The sequence below is a fragment of the Rhodocytophaga rosea genome (assembly GCF_010119975.1).
GTDB classification, from domain to species: domain Bacteria; phylum Bacteroidota; class Bacteroidia; order Cytophagales; family 172606-1; genus Rhodocytophaga; species Rhodocytophaga rosea.
Genome location: NZ_CP048222.1, coordinates 4,974,406 through 4,994,812 on the forward strand (window position 1 = coordinate 4,974,406; position 20,407 = coordinate 4,994,812).

A 20,407-nucleotide genomic window follows, 5' to 3' on the forward strand; every position below is an offset into this window, starting at 1 on the left:
GCAGGAGGTTGGTTACACCAGCATATACTGCAATGGGCAATTTCTGTTACATAGCCTGCTGCTGGTTATACTCAGGTGCACTAATTACAGAAATGATTGTAAAAAAATGAAATTTTTCAGTAAAAATACTTATTCACCTCTTTTTTCTTTTGTTAGCTATCTTTTCTATGGGTTTTCCCTGTATCCATTGCAAATATTTCTGTAAAGGTGCTGCTGATTTTAGTTTTTCAATACTATTATATTCACTGGCAAGCTCCCGGTTAGAAAAAGTAAGATGAATGGTGGTATGACATGGCTGACACAAAGGAACGGTGTCCGTATATTTACCTCCTTTTTGTTTTGGAATCAGGTGATGATACGTAAGCATACTTACGTTACGTCCGCATAATGCACAGGTTACATCTTCACTTTTAAAATATGGCATATACCAATAATCTTACAACCCTTCTTCAAAATTATTGCTACGATAATATTATGTAATATTTTCACTTTGGCTGAAAATATTACATAATATTATCTTTCGGTTCAGGCTAATTAAAAGTGCTCAAATAAATATGGGTGCTTTTATGGAAAATCAAACCATTATACTTTATTTGCATAAAACAAGATAATTACCCAGGTAGAATACAAATTTTTATATTACATTCCAGGGATGTATGGTATTTGTTTAATGTGTGAAATATAAGTTCTGGCAGAAAAATAGCACATGTAATAAAAATTGTATTTACATTTTATTATCTCCTGGTATACACGTAAACAAATAATTATCACACGTAGTATGAGCGAGCTGTACAGCAATATCCATCATAAAAATCTGATTATATCTTTGATCAGAGAGCATATGTCCATAGCAGATCAGCAGCAACATTTGCTGGAGAATAAGATTTGCCCCGGTGTGGAAGAAACGAGTATGTATGTGCATACGATCAGTGGATTAAGTATTTGCAATGAACTGAGTTTGAGAAATACACAATTGAAGGAGCTGTATTACTATAAAATAAAGATGATGCGCCACGAGTTGAATGGCCTGTCTCAAAAATTAGAGCAGTTTAAGGATGCATTAAAAGTATATGCTGAAAAGCACAACCGAAATAAAGCAACAGAGTAAAAGCAAAAGTTTTAAATTAGTTATACAGATTTAAATAAAAAGCCGGTTTCTATTGAGAAACCGGCTTTTTATTTAAATCTAATAAGTTTGCAGCTAGCAAATTACTGTTGTGGATACCCTGGATTTTGTGGTTTCAGGTTAGCATTATTCTGCATTTCTGGTCTTGGAATAGGGAACAGGAGATGTTTTTCCTGTAAAGCTTGGTTTGAACCTATGTTCACATGGCCTACAAAGTTATCGAATCCCTGCGTAGTCTCATTGTATACCTTCCGGAGACGTACCATGTCAAACCAGGTAATGAATTCGTAACAGAACTCATGCCAGCGCTCTCTCCATATGGCTTCCCGGAATGAGTTCTGATCATAAGTACCTAATTCTGGTGTTGTCAGCTGTGCTCTGTCTCTAATCCGTTTGAATGCATCGTATGCCTCCTGGGTAGGTCCGCCCAGCTCATTTTGCGCTTCTGCATACATTAACAGCACTTCTGCATAACGGATCAATGGCACATTGAGGTTGTTATTACGGGTACCAGCTACACCAGAGGTGCCATTTGCAGTTACATTAAAGTGCTTAAAAATATAAGGTGCTCCTAAATCAAAGGGATCTCCATTACCATTGCGGAAATAGCTGGTATAAAAGTAGCCTTCTCTGTCTTTTGCCCGCAAGTCGCCAGCTTCGTAAGAATTATAAAATGATCTGGTTGGCACCGTACTTCCGGTACCAGCATTCCCGGCAAAAGTAACAGGCTTAAAATTAGGATGCATGTCCTGCATAGGATTACCTGCCACCAGTATATTATATTGAAGCATAAAAATATGCTCTACTGTATTCTTCTTAGCCTCCAGATGCACATCGCCGTAAGTAGGGAAAAGATTAATTGTACCCGGATTAGCATTGGCATAGGTTATTACTTCCGCTGCTTTATCTGCTGCTAATTTGTAATGAGATGCCCCTTTGTTGAGAGGTTGTCCTGCCATAGTCAGGTAGACTTTAGCCAACAGAGATTTTACAGCGGCTTGTGAAACCCGTCCATTAGAATTCATCCATGCTAAACCAGCGGCCTCAGCGGCTACCAGGTCATCTACAATGAGTTGATATATTTCTTCCTGCGAATTACGGGAAGGCAGGAAATCTGGAGATTCTATCGTTTGAGGTTTTGTAATTAAAGGTGCATCACCCCAAAGCCTGACCACGTAAAAATAGGCCCAGGCACGGAGAAATTGTGCTTCACCAATGATACGGGCTTTTTGGGCATCGTTCATGGGCGTAATACCAGGAACTCTATCAATAACTATATTGGCATTGGCAATAACTCTGTATAAACCATTCCACCAGTTAATGATATGCTGGGTATTGCCATCATACGAAAGAGAATACAAGTTGTTTAGATCTGAATTCTGGGCTGTTTCTGTAGTAGAAGTTCCGGTGGGCGCTTCCAGCATTTGCCAGGTTACCGAAAAAATTCCGGCACCGTTCCCTATAAACCGGGTATCTGCATATACAGCCGCAATAGCTGCCTCGGCCTGGTCGGGTATGGTATAAAAGTTATCCGGGGTTAGGTTAGAGGGAGGTGTTTCCTCCAGAAAATCATTACAGGCTGTGCCCAGCAACATGGCTCCGCAAAGAAAGACGTTGCCAGCAATTTTGACTATATTAAACTTCATAAGAAATGTCTGTTATAATGATATAGATTTGAATAAGCAGATAGTAAGACCTTAAACAAGAGATATAAGAAATACAGGAATCTGTTCTGCCATCTTCTCATTTCTACTACACGTATATCTCTTATTTTGTGTCTTATATCTTTGGATAAATTAGTTAAATACCAATATTAATACCTGCTGTAAAAATTCTTGGTCTGGGATATTCATGCCATTTTATACCTTGTGAGAAAGCACTGCTGTCATTACCCTGATTAGTTGGTGTTACTTCAGGATCTCCGATGAGATCTTTATTAACAATCAGGAATGCGTTCTGAGCGGAAGCATAAATCCTAAGCCTGCTCAATTTTAATTTAGAATAAACGGCTTCAGGGAAACTATATCCTAATAATATATTTCTGCCCCGGATAAAGGAGCCATCTTTCACCCACCAGCTATCCACATTGGTTACATAGCCAGCCCGTGTATCACGAACTTCGGCAATCATCGTATTCTGGTTGGTAGGTGTCCAGGCGTTCAATACCGTTTTGTAACTGTTGGCAAGTGCCTGACGGTCTTCACTGGCATGTCTGGTTAAGTCTAACACATCGTTACCATAGTTAAATTGAAGTTCAACAGTCAGATCCAGGTTTTTATAGCGGAACGTGTTGGTCATGGCTCCCCAGGCCTTAGGCGTACCGTTGCCTATAATCTTCCGGTCAGCATCAGAGATGATGTAATCGCCATTTACATCCAGGTATTTAACATCACCAGGCAAAATGGTCAGGTTATTGCGGTAACTGGTATATTTAGCCGCTTCATCCGCTTCAGCAGTACCCCAGATGCCCAGACGTGTCAGTCCCCAGAAAGAACCTACTGGCTCTCCAACCCGAATAACACTGGTTTGATTGGTAAAATTAGGACCGCCTACACCAAAAATATCAGCAGGTGTAGCCAATGTAAGCACTTTATTCCTATTCAGAGAAATATTGAAATTGGTATTCCATGAAAAATCTCCGGCTTGAACGTTTATGGTATTCAGAGCAAATTCTAACCCTTTATTTTCCATTGAACCCACATTCTTTCTGATGGTAGCATAACCACTGGTACGTGGAACAGGTGCATCCAGCAGCATATCAGTTGTTTTTCTGTAGTAAAGATCTACTTCCAAGTTTATTCTGCCTTTGAATAAGCCCAGTTCCAGGCCAACATCTGTTTGAGCGGTTTTTTCCCATCTCAGGTCAGGGTTAGCTAATCTGTTCAAACCAGTGCCTCCTACCCTTGTATCTCCATATACCGCAGCATAGGTTGAACTTAATGTGCCTAAAGAGTTATAAGCAGGTATTTCAGAGTTACCGGTTAACCCATAGCTGGTGCGCAGCTTCAAATTGGAGATAACATTGCTACCTTTTAAAAATTCTTCTTCAGAAACTCTCCAGGCCAGGGCGGCAGATGGGAAGAAGGCAAATTTGTTATTTTTTCCAAATTTAGAAGAACCGTCGGCACGGCCAGTAAAGGTTACTAAGTATTTATCCATCAAGCCATAGTTGATCCTTCCAAAATAAGAATTAAATGAATTCTGGGAAGCCTCAGAAAAAACCTGAGGGTTAGTGGCGCCAGCATCTAAATTATTAAAAATAAAATAATCTGTTGCAAATCCGCGTACTCTGGCATCCATGTCAAAATAATTTGTCCTCTGCCAGGAAATACCTAACAAAGCAGTAAGTGAATGAATGTCAGCAAAGCGTTTTGTATAGGTCAAATAGTTTTCTAAAGACCAGAACATTTCACGTTTGTTAAAAGTAGAGGCTGTACCTTGTTCATTAATAGCTAATGTACGGGTTTGGGATTGGTTATTTTCCTGTGTCAGGATATTAGCACCCAATACTGTACGCATTTCTAAACCTGGAAAGAAAGTAATATTAGAATAAAGACTTCCTATACTGGTTTGCGTATTTAAGATGTATTTACGGCCATATAACCGGTGTACAGAACTCATGGTGCCTTCTGCATTCGGATAATCCCGGTTATTGGCAAAAGTGCCATCTTCGTATCTGACAGGCATAAAAGGAAAATCTTCCACAATCTGCCGGGAAACTGCGTCATTCACATCCACCAGGTTTTCGTTTTGGTAGGTATAACTCAAGGTTCCACCTATCTTTAACCATTTTTTAACCTGGTCATCAATAGAGAATCTTCCTGAATAGCGTTTCAGATAGGAAGTTTTTACAAACCCCTGGTCATCCCGGTAACCCAGTGAAAGAGCATAAGTCGTACGTTCATTACCACCACTAAAGCCTAACTGGTGATTCTGAGACAGTTTATTTTGTGTGGCTTCTCTCATCCAGTTCGTATCAAACAATGGCTGGCCATTGGCATCAAAAATCCGTGGATCTTTTCTGGCAAGTGCGGGATCTCTGAATGCCCATTTGCCTTCTGCCCATCCTTTAGGATCATATTTTGCCATGTTCTGGTAAGCCAGATCTTCTACAGCTAAATATTCCTGTGCATTAAGTACTTTTGGTGCATTAGGACCAAGCGTTGGCACACTAAAATCTGCATCATAGGTTACTCTTCCTTCACCTGATCTGCCCTTTCTGGTCGTAACCAGAATAACGCCATTTGCACCTCTTGCCCCATAAATAGCTGTAGAGGAAGCATCTTTTAATACTTCAACCGAAACAATATCATTGGGATTAATATAATCTATGGCATTACTGAACTGATTCTGATTGCCTTGAGGTAACATTACGCCATCTACCACATACAAAGGATTATTGGAGGAGTTGATAGAGCTGAACCCACGCACCCGAACTGTAGTTCTACCACCTGGGCGGCCGGAGTTTGTATTTACTTGTACACCAGCCATTCTACCGGCTAAAGCCTGATTAAGCGATGGAGCTGGGCGTTCCTGCAAAGTTTCTGCTTTTATGGATGAAACTGAACCGGTTAAGTCAGATTTTTGCGCTGTACCATATCCGATTACTACTACTTCACTCAACGATTGAACATCTGGCACCATGCTAATATCAATGGTAGTGCGGCCACCTATCGATACTTCTTCGGTAGTAAAACCAATATAAGAGAATACCAGTACTCCATTGCTGCCGGCATTATCTGGTATATTCAGGGAGTACCCACCATTAACGTCAGTGGTCGTTCCTGTAGTAGTTCCTTTTAACAAAACGTTTACCCCTGGTATAGGATCGCCGTTATCATCTTTTACTGTACCTCTCACTGGGATATCTGCTTTAAAGATAACTTTGTCAACAATGGCAATTCCGGCTGGAGCAGCTATCAGGGAACTAGCGGAAGCTTTAGCTTCGGTGTTAGCAGTGGAGTAAATCATGCCAGGAATAAGTGCACAAGCTATTAAGCCTGCTTTGCTCAGTCTCCATGTTTTACTTCCTACACGCCTGTTTTTTAGGGGAGTAATGGGTTTAAACATAAAATTTAATTTAAAGGTAAAATGGTAAAAAGATAATTAAGGTAATATCAAATGCCAATGTATTAAAGGTTTAACCTGACACTATTAAATAGTAATTAAGTAATCATTACTAAGAGTTAATAATCAAATAGTATATTAAAATTCAGGTTATTAAGTTGAGCACTGTTTTCATTTAGAAATTTTAACATCAGCTGATCAGAATTTTGCTATATCAGCGTATGTATAGAAAGTACAGAAAAACAGGCTTGATAGATTAGTTGGAAAGAGTAAAATCATGTTATCTGAAGGAATTGCGTTAAACCTATCATAGATTAAACATCAAAAGTATAACCTTCCTGCAAATTTCCTCAGGTTTAGTGAAAAAAAATTCTTGAATTAGTGCTAGGCTATTTGGGCTAAAGTAAACTTAGACAAAATATTATATACTAGCACCTATAGTTCAACTCCTGATCTTGTGAGAAAGGCAAATATTATTTTCTTATTTTTATATTTACCATTCAGTTATCATATTTTATAGTTTATTTCCTGTAGTTTTATTAACCTCCACCTAATGACCAAATTATTACCCGGGTTCGTTGTGATATTATTATGCTCACTTCCCCTACTCGCCCAGACTACCTTTCCCAAAAATGGTGTATATGATAAACGTCCAAGTTTGTATGCTTTTACCAATGCTACCATTCACACCGATTATCAGACTACTTCGCAAAATGCTACTTTGCTGGTAAAAGATGGCATTATCGAAGCAGTAGGCAGCGGAATAGCTGTTCCGGCAGGCGCTACCATTCTTGACCTAAAAGGAAAAAGCATCTATCCGGGATTAATCGACCTGTACTCCAGTTATGGCATGCCCGAAGTGAAAACCATCCGAACCAGTCGTGCCGATGGACCGCCGCAAATGGAATCTTCTAAACGGGGACCTTATTTCTGGAACCAGGCTATTCGTAGCGAAACTGAAGCTAGTGAAATATTTACTCAGAATGCCGGTGATGCGGATGCGTTGCGGAAACTGGGTTTCAGTGCGGTCCTCACACATGTTCCAGATGGGATTGCCAGAGGTTCAGGGGTGCTGGTAACCTTGCATGACGGACGGGAAAACGAAGTAATTCTCAAATCAAAAGCAACCGCACATTATTCCTTTAGTAAGGGAAGTTCCAGACAAGATTATCCTGGTTCGCTGATGGGTGCGATCTCCTTGCTGCGCCAGACGTATCTGGATGCCGACTGGTACAAAAAGGGTGGGAATAAAGAAGAGCAGAATTTATCTGTGGAATCCTTTAACCAATTGCAAAGCCTGCCGCAGATATTTGAAGCCAGCAACAAACTCAATGTACTCCGTGCTGATAAAATCGGAGATGAGTTTGGTGTACAATATATTATCAAAGGAAGTGGCGACGAATACCAGCGTTTAGAAGAGCTGAAAGCAACCAATACTACTTTTATTATTCCGCTTAATTTTCCGTCCGCCTTTGATGTACAAGATCCGCAGGATGCCATGATGATCGGTATGGATGATATGAAACACTGGGAACTGGCTCCGGCAAATCCGGCTATGCTTGCTAAAGCCGGAATTCCTTTTGCGCTTACCTTAAGCAATCTGAAAGACAAAAAAGAGTTCTGGACAAACCTTCGGAAAGCCATTCAGTATGGCTTCAGTGAAAAAGATGCCTTAAAAGCTTTAACAGCTACCCCTGCCCAGCTTATCAAAGCGGAAGACCAGATTGGTAGCCTGAAAAAAGGTTTAAAAGCCAATTTTATTATTACCTCCGGAAATTTATTCAGCGAAGGAACGACCATTTATGAGAACTGGATAGCCGGACAAAAGTATACGGTGAGTGAAATGCCACTGGCAGATATCAGAGGCCTCTATGATCTGAAAGTAGGCAATCAAAGTGGATTAAAGCTACTCGTGAGCGGCAAAGCAGATAAACCGGAATACAGCATCCAGACACTTGCTGATACCAATAAGATAAAAGCCAAAGTGACCAGAAATAATAACCTGATCACGCTTGTTTTTGATACCGACAAAAAAAACAGCAAAGGGGAAACCAGGCTCACTGGCTGGATTGCCGACAAAACCCTGAAAGGCGAAGGTCAGACTCCGGATGGCACTCCAGTGAAATGGGCAGCCACTTTTAAAGAAGCATATAAAGAAACAGCACTTGCTAAAAAAGATTCTGTTAAAACCATTGACCTCAATAGCTTAGGCAAAGTAAGTTATCCATTTATGGCATTTGGCAGTGAACAAAAACTATCAGCAGAAAATGTATTGATCAAAAATGCTACCGTCTGGACTAACGAAAAAGATGGTAAGCTGGAAAATGCTGATGTACTGATTCAAAATGGAAAAATTGCAAAAGTAGGCAAGAACTTATCTGCTAGTGGTGTACGCACGATTGATGGTACCGGAAAACATGTTACCCCAGGAATTATTGATGAACATTCACATATTGCCATCAGCAACGGCGTAAATGAAGGTACGCAGGCAGTTACCTCAGAAGTACGGATAGGTGATGTGGTAAACCCAGAAGACATTAATATTTACCGCCAACTGGCTGGTGGCGTGGTTGCATCTCAATTATTGCATGGTTCAGCCAACCCCATTGGCGGACAATCGGCTTTGGTTAAACTGAAGTGGGGTGCTTCGGCTGAAGAAATGAAGATCAAGAATGCAGGAGGATTTATAAAATTTGCCTTGGGTGAAAACGTAAAACAATCTAACTGGGGCGACTTTAATACCATCCGTTTCCCGCAAACCAGAATGGGCGTTGAACAGGTTTTTATGGATGCTTTTACAAGAGCAAAAGAATACGACAAAGCCATGAAAGCTTTTGCTGCATCTAAAAATAAAACCGGTTTAGCCCCCAGAAGAGACCTGGAACTTGAAGCACTGGTAGAAATCCTGAACAATAAGCGTTTTATTACCTGCCATTCCTATGTACAGTCAGAAATTAATATGCTCATGCATGTAGCTGATTCTATGGGTTTTAGAGTAAACACTTTTACCCACATTCTGGAAGGTTATAAGGTGGCCGATAAAATGAAAGCACATCAGATTGGCGGTTCTACCTTTGCCGACTGGTGGGCCTATAAAATGGAAGTACAAGATGCTATTCCCTATAATGCAGCCTTGATGTACAAAGTAGGTGTTACTACTTCCATTAATTCAGATGATGCCGAAATGGGCAGACGTTTGAACCAGGAGGCTGGTAAAACAGTAAAATACGGCGGTGTTCCGGAAGAAGAAGCCTTAAAAATGGTTACGTTGAACCCAGCCAAACTGCTGCACCTGGATGACCGGATGGGAAGCCTGGCGCCAGGAAAAGATGCAGATGTAGTCCTTTGGTCTGATCATCCGCTCTCTATCTATGCCAAAGCTGAAAAAACCTTTGTAGATGGCGTTTTATACTATGATATTGAAAGAGACGTGAAATTACGGGAAGAACTCAAATCTGAACGAGCCAGATTGATCCGCAAAATGCTGGATGCCAAAAATGGAGGCGCTGCTGCTGAAAGTCCGTCATTAAAAAAAGCTGCTCTGTATCATTGCGAGGACATTCTGGAAAATTATGAGTTTTAAGCCTGATACAATTAACATTCATTCAAATTCCAGAATCCGGATTTTATCATTCAAAATCATAAACCATCCATGAAAATCTTATCCATCTTATTTATATTATTTCTCTCACTTCAGGTGTTGGCTCAGCCGCCATCTCCTGCCAAGAAGCAATCCAAGCGAATCACATTAACAGGTGGCACTGTTCATATTGGCAATGGCCAGGTAATTCAAAATGCGGTAATTACGTTTGAAAACGGAAAAATTACCAGTGTATCTGAAACTTCCGGTGCTACGGTTGATGGGTCAGCAGGCGAAGTAATTAACATTGCTGGCAAACATGTGTATCCGGGAATTATTGCCCCCAACACCAGGCTGGGTTTAGATGAAGTAAGCGCCGTTCGAGCGACCAACGATTTCAGGGAGGTTGGTTCTATCAATCCGAATGTGCGGTCATTGGTTGCATATAACTCAGATTCTGAACTCATCCCAACTACCCGTTCTAATGGAGTATTACTGGCACAGGTGGTGCCGCAGGGCGGAATTGTATCTGGTACTTCTTCGGTGGTGCAACTAGATGCCTGGAACTGGGAAGATGCCGCTTATAGAGCCAATGATGGTATTCACCTGAACTGGCCTGCTATGTTTGCACAGGGGGGAGAGTCAGAACCTATCAAAAAGAATGAACAACGCGTGAAAGTGCTGGATGAACTCAACCGTATCTTTGCAGATGCCCTTACCTATAGCCGACTGAAAAAACCTTCTCCGGTTAATTTGAAATTAGAATCTATGCAGGGTTTATTTGATGGAAGCAAAAATCTCTACATCCATGCCGGATATGGAAAAGAAATTATTGAGGGAATTGGGTTTGCCAAAGGACATGGGGTGAAAAAGGTGGTGATTGTAGGCGGAGAAGATGCCTGGATGGCTATTGATTATCTGAAAGATAATAATGTACCTGTTTTGCTTTCTTCCTTGCACCGCTTACCCACCCGGACGGAAGATGATGTAGATTTGCCGTTTAAATTACCAGCTATGCTCACACAGGCTGGCGTATTGGTTGGACTTACTTATGACCAGGGCCCCATGCAAATCCGGAACCTGCCCTTTCTGGCCGGACAAACTGCCGGATATGGGTTAAGCAAAGAAGAAGCGTTGAAACTAATAACTTCAAACAATGCAAAAATACTGGGTATAGAATCTACTATAGGAACCCTGGAAAAAGGTAAGGATGCCACATTGGTTGTATCAAATGGAGATTTGCTGGATATGCGTTCTAATCAGGTGACCCATGCGTTTATTCAGGGAAGACAAATCATTCTAGACGATAAACATAAACGGCTTTACAAACGATTTAATGATAAATATTCCGAATAAACATTGGTTAATAGTCATTATTAAAAACGTTTGCATATCAATTATTTAGAATTTAATAAAATAAAGTTACAATAAAAGGCCCTGTAGATTTGTAATTTGCAGGGTCTTTTATGGTATAAGTAAGTGAACAAAAATAAGTATAAGATTTTGATTCGTGTTATCTTTGCTTATGCGCTATATCAAAAATATTACAGACAAGCAAAGGCAAGACTTGGAAGAGATCCACAAAGAGAGCAAAAGCTATCAGGAGCGTAACCGTTGCCAATCTATATTACTATCCAATCAAGGCTATCAGGTACAAGCCCTAGCAAGTATTTTCAAAGTAAGTGAACTAAGTATCTACAAGTGGTTTGACCACTTTGAAAAAAAGGGTGTGGAAGGGTTAAAGAATCAAAAAGGGAAAGGCAGAAAACCTATCCTTACCACCAGTAATGCTACTCATGTGAAAGTAGTTGAAAATAGTATAGACAAAGAAAAGCAAAGACTCAAAGTAGCTAAACAGGAAATAGAAGCAAAGTTAGGCACTGCTATGAGCGAAATGACCTTGAAGCGGTTTTTAAAAAAATTGATTACAGATGGAAACGCTTCCGTAAGTGGGTAAAACCCCTGCAAAATAAGCAAGCATATGAGCAGAAACGCAAAGCTCTATATACCTTGCTTTACTTAGCACAGACAGGTAGGATAGAATTATACTTTGGAGATGAATCAGGATTTTGCCTTACTCCTTGTGTACCTTATGGATGGATAAAAAAAGGTAAACATGCTCCTATCTTGTCTCAAAAAGGGGCAAGAATAAATGTTTTTGGCTTGTTAAGTACAGATAATAAGTTGCTTACTTATCAAAAAGGTGGAAGTTTGAATGCTGACTTTATTATTCAATGTGTAGATGCTTTCTCAGCATCTATCACCAAGCCTACTGTCATAGTCCTGGATAATGCTTCTTTGCATACGGGTGGCAGATGGGAAATCAAAAAAGAAGAATGGGAGCAAAAAGGCTTGTATATCTTTTTTCTACCCACCTATAGCCCTCATCTCAATAGGATCGAGCGCTTTTGGAAGCAGGTCAAATACTATTGGCTGAAAGCAGAAGATTATTTGTCTATAGATGCTCTCAGGGAGGCACTACAGACCATCTTCACAGGCTTTGAAAACTACTTCACACTTAATTTCAAAGAACTTGTAGTAGATGAAAATCTTATACTTAATTTTGAATGAATACTTATAGTGCATAAAGAATAAAAAACTAACATAAGCCGGTATTCAATGATGAAAGATCAAGAGAGGCGCTAGCGTTTTGTATGCTCTGTATATTTACATGCATTATTGTATATTTATATTAATTTAAGCGTATTTCTAAAAATACTGTAACCAACGCAAGCAGACATTTTTTCGGCATTCCTTACACCCATTTCTCGCTTATCCGGAAAGGATTTGTGCTTATTGTATTAAATTATTCCATTTTTATAATATTTTAATACAAACATATACTGTATCATTATGCAGATATTTATGTAGTTCTATTATTCATGACCTTATACCATGAGCCACCTATTTAGCAGAAGGCTACTTGCCTTTGCTTCGATACTCATTACCATTTTACTGGCACTGAATATTTTTTTTACCTATCGCAATAGTCAGGAAATTGAAAATAACCGGCTCCTGCAGGAGCAAACCGAAGAGATAAAAGCAGCATTGACTAAGATAGCCATTGATGTAATTCATAACCTGGATCTGGGCGTCAGAAGCTATGCACTCTTTGAAGATGAGCGCTATTTGTATCCATATCAGGTAGCGCTTAACGAACGGCAAAAAGTACTTTCTAAATTAGAAAAAATGCTGTCTCAGCAAAATTATCCGCTCACTGAGTTTTACCGCCTAAGAGATTCTATTAATTTTTATACCGATCTGAACCGGAATTTTAAAAGACTGGTAGACAACAGGCAATTAACTGAATTCAAGCAACTGGCTGACCGGGATCAGGGATACCATTTATGGCTGCAATATGAGCGGTTTTCGGGCCATGTTCATACCTTTGAGGACCAGATCCATAGCCGGGCTACCTATCAATATGAGCAAGCTTTACGTAATAACTATCTCATTCAGCTTAGCCTATTTCTTATTTGTATTCCTACCTTGTTGTTTACCACCTTTTATACCAGCAGAGCCTTCACGCTGGAAGCTAAACTGAAAGATGCTGAGTCGGAAAGAGTACAGCTTTTATTTGCCCAGAATGAAGAACTGGAAAAAAAAGTGCTGGAACGCACCAATGAAATTCAGGAGAAAAACCAGGCACTAAATGAAAAGAATATGGAGATAGCTGCCCAGAATGAAGAACTTCTCCAGCAGCAACAGAGCATAGCGTCTCAGCGTGACATGCTATCCCAGCAGAACCAGAAACTAAGCGAGGCGCAGGCAATCATTCTAACTCAAAACGAAAGACTGGCCACGGAAGTTGAGAAAAAAACAAAAGAGATCATTGCTTACAATCAGCAGTTAGAACAATTTGCTTTTGCGGCGGCTCATAATTTACGGTCGCCGGTTGCCCGGATTTTAGGATTAGGAGAAGTATTGCGCCTGGTGTCGGGGAAGGAAGAAGAAAAAGACATTATTAACCATATTCTTTCTTCCGTAACTACTTTAGACAGGGTTATCAAGGATTTGAATGTAATTCTGGAGATAAAAAGTAATATTAATGCGCAACTTTCTAAGGTGGATTTCAACGAAGAAATTAAGTTTATCCAGGCCAATCTTGAGAAGGAAATGATGGATGCTCAGTGTGAAATTACAACTTCATTTGAGGAGGCTCCTTCCGTGGTTAGCGTAAAAGCCTATGTAGATAGCATCCTTTTTAATCTGCTGAGTAATGCGCTGAAATACAGGTCTGCTGAACGGCAACTCCAGCTTAAGTTACGTACCTTCAATACCGAGGATTTTATATGCCTGGAAATAGCCGATAATGGAATTGGAATTGATCTGCAAACCTATGGCAAGGATGTATTTTCACTGTACAAACGATTTAATACGCATACTGAAGGTAAAGGACTTGGTTTATACCTGGTAAAAATGCAGGCTACTGCCTTAGGAGGACGGGCTGAAGTAAGTAGTATTCCTAACCAGGGCACCACTTTCAGAATATATTTTAAAAACCATTCGGTTCCATCCCAAATTTAGGTTCTTCATAACTTATAGTTTATCTTTATGCCCCATTCTAGATGGAGAAATTAGATATAATAGCTTTTTAGTAAACTGGAATGTAATCATTCTAATTTCGATTAAGTTCTTATAAAATACTCCCGATCTGACTCTGCTTCCTTGCATAACTTATTGTAATACAGAATTATATGCAACTATTGTTCTTCGTGTAGCTGTAATCCTCTTAGGCAGGCTAACCGAAGCTTCAACTATTTTATTTCATTTTCTTATAAATCTTTTCCCTTCCGTGCAACCCTTATATTTTTCTTAAATCTTTAGTCTGAAAATGTAAAAATTGGAAACCTTAGTATACCAGGATGTTAACCGGCACATTGTGGAACGATGTAAAGCCGGCGATAAAAAAGCCCAGTACGAACTGTATAAGTTGTATTCCAAAGCCATGTTTAACGTGGCGATGCGCATTACCAACGATTATGCAGAAGCGGAAGATGTATTGCAGGAATCTTTTCTGAATGCTTTTCAGAACATACACAATTTCAGAGGAGATTCAACTTTCGGAAGCTGGCTCAAAACCATTGTGGTGAATAAGGCAATTGGCCTGGTTAAGAAAAGGAGGCTGTCCCTGATTGCAATTGATGACCGGGATTATGCTGAAACCACTGAATCTGCGGATAATGAGGATATGCAGTACCAGGTAGCTTCTGTCCGGAAAGCGATACAAAAACTGCCGGATGGTTACAGGGCCGTATTATCGCTGTACTTGCTGGAGGGCTATGATCATGGCGAAATCGCAGAAATATTGCAGATCACAGAAGCAACTTCCAAATCGCAGTACAGCCGGGCCAGAAAAAAATTACTCGAACTCATAAAAAATGAACATAACTAACACGCAAGCATGAAAACTTTATACCCACTTTTTATTTGAATACATCGTCATGGAAGATAAATTAAAAGATTTTATTAATGAACACCGGGAGGAATTTGATTCCTTTGAACCCCGTCCGGATTTATGGCAGGACATTAGCAAGGAGCTGCCCCAAAAAAAAACAGCCAGGGTTATTTCCCTGACCTATGCCCGTATGTGGCAATATGCGGCCGCAGTGGTTTTGTTGATTGCCGCGGTTTTTGTCATCAGGCAATATATCCCAACTAATACCGACGGTCTGGTTACCCCGCCAACTACAACTGCTTCCCTGGAAAAAATTGCGCCACAAATGGCAGAAGTAGAAAGATATTATACTTCACTCATCAATGAGAGAAAAACACAGATGGGTAGTTTCGATCTCAAATCACTCGGTGTCAATGAAAATTTGCAGCAAGATATAGCAGGTCTGGATTCGGCGTATGCCAGGCTGAAAACAGAATTATTGACTACGCCAAACAAAGAGCAAATTATGGATGCCATGATCCAGAATCTGCAACTACGCATGGAAATACTCAATCAGCAACTCAATACTTTAGAAGAAATCAGGAAAATAAAACAGGAAACGAAACATGAAAAAGTTCAGGCATAAATTAATATTGGCAAGCATAACCCTTTTATTGGGTATGTCTGCTCACGCACAACTACAAGCTCCCAGCGCTTTACTGGCCAGCGCAGAGGAAGAATTAAAACATAGTGAGAGTCAGTACACAATATATAGTTACGACAGTGAATTAAGCAAAAAAATAAGCCGTTCCTTTAATGTAAGCGCTTCCGATAAACTAGCGATTGATAACCGGTATGGGAAGGTACACATTAATACCTGGGATAAAAATGAAATTACAGTCAATATTGAGATCTTAGCCAGAGCTTCTTCCGATAGCCGCGCACAGGAGATTCTGGATATGATTACAGTAGATGAAGAAAAAACAGGCGGATTGATCAGCTTTAAAACCCGCATCGGAAAGAACTCAGGAAATAATAACTGGGGTAAAAAAAGCGGATATACCATTAATTACACTGTTTCTATGCCTAAAAAGAACCCTTTGCAGGTAAAGAATATGTATGGCGATATGTACCTGGCTGATTACAGTGGCAATGGCGATATATCGTTAAGTTACGGCAGTATGAAGTTAGGCAGGTTAAGTGGTGAAAATACAGTCAAACTAGCTTATGGTTCGGGCAGTAACAGTATTGCACAGCTTAAACAAGGCTCTCTGGACCTAGCATATTCCAAATTAACTCTGGAAGAAACTGACAAACTGGACTTGAACAACAGCTATTCAGACATCAATATTTCCCGGGCAGGCAACTTAACTATGGAGAGTAAATATGGTTCGGTTGAGATTGGCTCTGTAAATGCCGTAGAAGGTTCCTCCGGATACTCAGGTTTCCGCATCGGTTCACTAGCTGACAAACTGGATCTGAACCTGCGGTATTGCAGCGGATTTAAAATTGGGAATATTTCGCCCAAGTTCAATTCTATCACCCTGGATGGTAATTATAGTTCTTTCGATCTGAACTTTGCCAAGAATGCTTCTTTCAATTTTGATGTAGACTTGCAATATGCCGATTTGCAGGTAGATAAAGACCAGGTGGTATACAAAGTGGTAGAAAAACGCAACACTTCCAGCAAATATGAAGGCAAATATGGCAAATCGAATGCGCAGGGTATGGTGAAAATTGCCTCCAGATATGGTAGTGTAAAATTCGAACAGGAAGATTAAATCCGGAAACTACTTTACTCCTGCTAAAATTCCAAAGCCCCGTCAATACAGACGAGGGCTTTTTTGTAAATTATAAAAGGTGTCACCATTATGGTAACAACGTTTGAATTTATGCACTCCTGTTATAAATTAATCAATTACACATCTTATCTAATTTAATCTTACATCAGGCTTTGGCATAATAAGACACTTGATTTCTGGTATTACTGCTGGCTATATAAATTACGTGATAGTCGCTTTAGATTTTTTCATTTATATCCCATAAATACCAGATATGAAAACCTTAGAACAATCCTCAGAATCGGGCCGGATATTTCTGGTGCTGACGATTGGGTTTTTTATTGGTATTTTTAATGCAACCCTGGATGTTGGGGCAAGCACTCTGTTTCTGAACCGTTTTGAAGAACAAGCCTATTTACCTAAAGCGATTGTAGCATCTGGTATACTAGGTATGATTTTTACCTATCTCTTTGCTTATTTCCAGAACCGTTTGCCATTTCAAATGGTGGCTGGTTCGTTTATCGTGATTATTCTGCTTACCATTACAGCCATCCGGCTTGGATTTGATTCTGTAGAAAATACGGATTTACTTATTTTTAGCGCATTTGTTTGTATTGGCCCTTTTAATGCAGTCGTACTGCTGATTTTCTGGGGGGTATTTGGCCGCTTATTCAATTTAAGGGAATCTAAAAAAATCATCAGCCGCATAGACAGCGGACAACTTCTGGCTTCTATTATTGCCTTATTTGCCATTCCTTTTATTATTTCCTTTCTGAGTGAACCAACCGATTTATTCTGGTTAAGTTCTGCCAGTGCTACCATGATTTTTGTAATGTTACTGGTCGTGAACTGGAAGTATAACATGAATAGCAACCAACAGTACACCCAACATAAATCATCCACATTTATTGGCTTTATCCGAAGTCCTTACATTGTATGGATGGCTATATTTGTGAATATTTCAATGGTATGCCTGTTTTTTGTTAATTATTCATTTCTGGCTGTAACGGCTAAACAATTTCCAGACCCAGGTAACCTGGCTAAGTTCATCAGTATTTTTACAGGTACTATTGTTGTTTTTAACTTCCTCATACAGAATTTTGTAACAGACAGAATTATTACTATGTATGGGTTGAAGGTAAGTTTACTCATTAACCCTGTGCTGTTATGTTTATTCACTTTCTTCTCGGCTATTATTGGATTTTATCTGGGATACGGCAAGCAATCTGAAACTTTTATTATCTTTTTCCTGGCAATTGCTTTAGGTAAATTGTTCACTGTATCGCTGAAAGAAGCCATCGATAATCCTACTTTCAAGCTATATTTTCTGCCGCTGGATTCTACAATCAGATTTAATATTCAAGCAAGAATCGAAGGTGTCGTTACCATGTTTGCCGGATTGATTGCCGGCAGCTTGTTATGGCTGCTGGATACCCTGGCCGTGATGGAACTAATCTATTTCACATATCTGCTCATTCCGATCGTTTTCTGCTGGCTGTTTGTAACATCTAAATTATATAGCTATTACAGGCAAACACTCGAACATACATTAGAAAACCTGAAAGAAAGCAAAATTACTACCCCCAAACATATTCATCTGGTTACCGATATTCTGGCTAATGAACTAAAAAGTGACCATCCGGCACAGGTAATTACTGCCCTAAAACTCATAGAGAGAATGGAACCTAACCTGTTTGAACAAGTCCTGGCAGATTTCCCTGAAGACAGCGCTCCTGAAGTAAAGAACTATGTAAAAAATAAGGCTAAAAGCTTATTGATAGATGTAGTGATTCAAACCGGAAATTCAGTGGATGCCAATTTGAATGGAACAGTAGAAGAGGAAGGTAATACAAAGAATGCAGCGTTAGTAATAGGAAATAACAAAATAAAATTCAATTCATTTGGTATTTCCTCTATTCAGAAGCTGGCCAAGTCGAAAGATATTTCAGAACGGCTAACGGCAGTACAACTCTTGGAACAGGTAATCAATTCAGATAATGTGTTTATTCTGCTTGAATTATTACGAGATCCGGATATTACTGTCAGAAAAGCAGCTTTGGCAACGGCAAGAAAATCGAAAATGCCGGAAACATGGCCTATGCTGATAGATTTTCTGGCTTCTCCTACACATAGCTATGCTGCATCCATGGCGCTTACCGAATGTGGACCTGACGTATTGCCGGTACTGGAACTGGTTTTTCATAAGGCCAGCCACAATACAAGTATCTTACAGAAAATCATCCATATATACGGGCAGATTGGCGGAGAAAAAGCGATTGAACTGCTATGGGACAAAATAGAGTATCCGGATGCCAGAATTGAGAATGAAGTGCTCATCTCTCTGGGAAACTGTCAGTTTCAGGCAATGGCCGAAAAAATGACAATTGTGCATCGGTTGCTGGAAACAGAATTGAGCAAAGCTGCCTGGAACCAGGCAGCTTTGCTTGAACTGGAAGAAGTTTATTATAATGAGCATTTGAAAACTGCCCTCGAAGAAGAAATGGTATATAACTTCGACCGTGTATTTATGTTGCTTTCCCTTATTTATAATCCGGAATCTATCCGGCTGGTAAAGCAAAACATTGAAAGCGGTACTAGTGAAGGAAAAGTATATGCACTAGAACTTCTGGATGTATTTATAGATAAGAATTTAAAGACTATCCTTTTCCCTTTACTGGATGACATACCAGCCTCTGAAGAAGTAAGCATTTACCAGGCACATTTTCCCAGAGAGACTCTTTCCTCTAAAGAAGTGTTGCTGCACATTATCAACCGGGATTATAACTCTATGAACCGGTGGACAAAAGCTTGTGCCATGTATTCCATTGCCGCCACCCCAGATATGCCGGTTACCCATGACTTGGCAGCCCATATATTCAATCCGGATATGTTGTTGAGAGAGACTGCTGCCTGGGCTATTCATAAAATGAAACCATTGGCTTACCTGGAGTTGCAAAATAGATTATCTGTTCAGGCAAAGCAGGAATTAAACAGAATTACCGGGTCATTGATAAACTCAACTTATGCAAATATACAGGCAGGCTTAATGGTGTATCAAATTATATTTCTCAAGCAAACCAGGGCCTTCAGAGGATTACCAGGGATTCTGTTATCGGAGCTGGCAGGTGCTATTACAATAGAGCAGTTTAAGCAGGGAGATTTTATTATCACGCCAGGGAAAAGTGGCAATACTCCAATTTATCTGGTATTGAGTGGTCTGGTAGAATGGCATAGCCAGGGCGGAGAATTCTGGCAGTCAGGCATCAGTGAACTAGTAGGTGAATCAATTATCCTGGATTCGGATGTACATGCTTATAAAGTAATCGCCCGTGAGGATACAGAATTATACAGCATAGACAAAGAAAAATTTTACAGAGTAATGGCTTCACAGCCCAAATTAATGCAGCAGTTTTTAGAAAATTTAAACAGCAACAAAAGAATACCGGCCGAAGAAGTATTTGCCTGATTAGACAAAA

Annotated in this window: 13 protein-coding genes; 10 read left to right on the forward strand and 3 right to left on the reverse strand. The window is 39.9% G+C overall.

Annotated elements, in window-relative coordinates:
- Window positions 1-133: 133 nt before the first annotated feature.
- Window positions 134-424, reverse strand: coding sequence for an HNH endonuclease (locus tag GXP67_RS20635; RefSeq protein WP_162444881.1), 291 nt, complete (start codon window positions 422-424; stop codon window positions 134-136).
- 354 nt (window positions 425-778) lie between these two features.
- On the opposite strand from GXP67_RS20635, the gene GXP67_RS20640 reads away from it, so the two are divergent.
- On the forward strand, window positions 779-1,108 hold the full coding sequence (locus GXP67_RS20640; RefSeq protein ID WP_162444882.1) for a hypothetical protein: 330 nt from the start codon (window positions 779-781) through the stop codon (window positions 1,106-1,108).
- Window positions 1,109-1,209: 101 nt separating this feature from the next.
- Here the strand turns inward: GXP67_RS20640 and GXP67_RS20645 are convergent, their stop codons facing one another.
- Complete coding sequence (locus GXP67_RS20645; RefSeq protein ID WP_162444883.1) at window positions 1,210-2,772, reverse strand: RagB/SusD family nutrient uptake outer membrane protein; 1,563 nt, start codon at window positions 2,770-2,772, stop codon at window positions 1,210-1,212.
- A 154-nt stretch (window positions 2,773-2,926) separates the two neighbouring features.
- A complete protein-coding gene (locus GXP67_RS20650) occupies window positions 2,927-6,196 on the reverse strand; it encodes a SusC/RagA family TonB-linked outer membrane protein (RefSeq protein ID WP_232064515.1) in 3,270 nt (1,089 codons plus the stop codon).
- Window positions 6,197-6,746: 550 nt separating this feature from the next.
- Between GXP67_RS20650 and GXP67_RS20655 the strand changes: the two genes are divergently transcribed.
- The 9 genes from GXP67_RS20655 (at window position 6,747) to GXP67_RS20695 (ending at window position 20,397) form a co-directional block, all read left to right on the forward strand.
- Window positions 6,747-9,776: an amidohydrolase family protein gene (locus GXP67_RS20655; RefSeq protein WP_162444884.1), complete on the forward strand. Its 3,030-nt coding sequence runs from the start codon at window positions 6,747-6,749 to the stop codon at window positions 9,774-9,776.
- Between the two features lie 69 nt (window positions 9,777-9,845).
- Complete coding sequence (locus GXP67_RS20660; protein ID WP_162444885.1) at window positions 9,846-11,129, forward strand: amidohydrolase family protein; 1,284 nt, start codon at window positions 9,846-9,848, stop codon at window positions 11,127-11,129.
- A gap of 169 nt (window positions 11,130-11,298) precedes the next feature.
- Window positions 11,299-11,730, forward strand: a complete 432-nt coding sequence (locus tag GXP67_RS20665; protein ID WP_162444886.1) for a helix-turn-helix domain-containing protein — start codon at window positions 11,299-11,301, stop codon at window positions 11,728-11,730.
- Window positions 11,694-12,344 (forward strand): IS630 family transposase, encoded by a 651-nt coding sequence (locus GXP67_RS20670; protein WP_162447998.1) that lies wholly within the window; start codon window positions 11,694-11,696, stop codon window positions 12,342-12,344. The genes GXP67_RS20665 and GXP67_RS20670 overlap by 37 nt, the downstream gene beginning before the upstream one ends.
- A gap of 324 nt (window positions 12,345-12,668) precedes the next feature.
- Window positions 12,669-14,300, forward strand: coding sequence for a sensor histidine kinase (locus GXP67_RS20675; protein ID WP_162444887.1), 1,632 nt, complete (start codon window positions 12,669-12,671; stop codon window positions 14,298-14,300).
- 316 nt (window positions 14,301-14,616) lie between these two features.
- Window positions 14,617-15,168, forward strand: a complete 552-nt coding sequence (locus GXP67_RS20680; RefSeq protein WP_162444888.1) for an RNA polymerase sigma factor — start codon at window positions 14,617-14,619, stop codon at window positions 15,166-15,168.
- 49 nt (window positions 15,169-15,217) lie between these two features.
- Window positions 15,218-15,796, forward strand: coding sequence for a hypothetical protein (locus GXP67_RS20685; protein ID WP_162444889.1), 579 nt, complete (start codon window positions 15,218-15,220; stop codon window positions 15,794-15,796).
- A 34-nt stretch (window positions 15,797-15,830) separates the two neighbouring features.
- A complete protein-coding gene (locus GXP67_RS20690) occupies window positions 15,831-16,931 on the forward strand; it encodes a hypothetical protein (protein ID WP_162444890.1) in 1,101 nt (366 codons plus the stop codon).
- A gap of 274 nt (window positions 16,932-17,205) precedes the next feature.
- Window positions 17,206-20,397, forward strand: coding sequence for a HEAT repeat domain-containing protein (locus GXP67_RS20695; RefSeq protein WP_162444891.1), 3,192 nt, complete (start codon window positions 17,206-17,208; stop codon window positions 20,395-20,397).
- The last annotated feature ends 10 nt before the right edge of the window (window positions 20,398-20,407 follow it).